Origin of the sequence: Mycobacterium sp. UM_Kg27 (assembly GCF_000972905.1) — a bacterium.
Taxonomy (GTDB): domain Bacteria; phylum Actinomycetota; class Actinomycetes; order Mycobacteriales; family Mycobacteriaceae; genus Mycobacterium.
Genome location: NZ_JRMM01000277.1, coordinates 1 through 1,325, shown reverse-complemented (window position 1 = coordinate 1,325; position 1,325 = coordinate 1). Strand labels below are relative to the sequence as shown.

The 1,325-nt window shown below is 68.5% G+C and carries 3 protein-coding genes and 1 pseudogene; all 4 read right to left on the bottom strand.

What is annotated here, in order from left to right; all coding sequences use genetic code 11:
- Positions 1–671, bottom strand: a 671-nt coding sequence (locus tag LI94_RS21215) for an FAD-dependent oxidoreductase (protein WP_192831019.1), incomplete at its 3' end; no start/stop codon positions are given.
- Positions 668–850, bottom strand: coding sequence for a rubredoxin (locus LI94_RS21210; RefSeq protein WP_024443033.1), 183 nt, complete (start codon positions 848–850; stop codon positions 668–670). The genes LI94_RS21215 and LI94_RS21210, both read right to left, overlap by 4 nt.
- Entirely contained in the window at positions 847–1,020 is a 174-nt protein-coding gene (locus tag LI94_RS21205; protein WP_024443034.1) for a rubredoxin, read from the bottom strand. Before LI94_RS21205 ends, LI94_RS21210 begins: the two co-directional genes overlap by 4 nt.
- Positions 1,020–1,325, bottom strand: a pseudogene (locus tag LI94_RS21200) (alkane 1-monooxygenase); the annotation flags it as partial. The gene LI94_RS21205 and the pseudogene LI94_RS21200, both read right to left, overlap by 1 nt.

Here is a 1,325-nt window from a genome sequence, read left to right as displayed (position 1 = left end):
TGTGTATAAGAGACAGACTCGACGCCGTTGCCGCCGGAGACGGCGTCCACTGTCACGCCGGTGCGCACGTCGACGCCCTCATCGCGGTGCAGCCGGGCGATCAACGCCCCGACCTGCTCGCCGAGCACGCCGGCCAGCGGTGCGGGCTGCGGCTCCACCAGCGTCACCTGCACACCCAGGCCGCGCAGGCTGGCGGCCACCTCGCATCCGATGAAGCCGGCGCCGATCACCACGGCGCGGCGTGCGCTCGCGGCCCGGCGCTGCAGCGCCACACAGTCGTCGAGCGAGCGCAGCACGCAGAGGCCGTCCAGGTCGCCGAACGCCGCAATGCGGTTGGGCACCAGGCCGGTGGCGATCACCAACTGCTGGTAGCCGATCAGCTGTCCATCGGCCAGCTCCACGGTGTGCGCCGCGGCGTCGATACCGAGAGCCGGGACACCGAGGCGCAAGGTGATGCCGTTGTCGTCGTAGAAACTCGCCGGTTTCAAAGCTATGTCGTTTGGGTCCTCCACCTCGCCGCGCAGCATCTGCTTGGACAGCGGCGGCCGGTCGTAGGGCGGGTGAGCTTCGGCGCCGACGATCGTGATCGGGTCGCCAAAGCCGTTGCGCCGAAGCTGTTCGGCGGTGCGTACCGCCGCCAGGCCCGCCCCGACGATGACCACTCCGCTCACGGCCGGACCACTTCCACCATCTCGAAGTCCGCCTTGGCCGCGCCGCAGTCCGGGCAGCTCCAGTCCTCGGGGATGTCGGCCCAGCGGGTGCCGGGCTCGATGCCGTCTTCCGGCCAGCCCAGCGCCTCGTCGTATTCGAAGCCGCACTGCAGGCACCGGAACAGTTTGTAGTCGCTCATGAGTTCACTCCGATCACTTCGAAATCCAGCTTTTCGCGTACCGCGCAGTCCGGGCAGGTCCAGTCGTCGGGAATCTGCTGCCACGGCGTGCCGGCCGGGAATCCCTCGCGGGGTTCCCCGTTGACCTCGTCGTAGCGGTAGCCGCAGCCCGGGCATTCATAAACCGCCATCAGGCCACCGCCCCGTAGCGAGCCAGTACCTTGCCGCGCACCCGGGGGTGGATGTTGGCCCGGGTGATGTCACCGGCGTAGTGCTCGAGCACCCGGTGATCCATCAGCTTGCGCCACACCGGCGGGAAGTAGGTCACCCCGATCAGCGCTCCGTATCCGGCCGGCAGGTTCGGCGAGTCGTCGAAGCTGCGCAGCGTCTGGTAGCGCCGGGTGGGGTTGGCGTGGTGGTCGCTGTGCCGCTGCAGGTGGTAGAGGAACAGGTTGGTCACCATGTGGTCGGAGTTCCAGCTGTGCTGCGGTGTGCA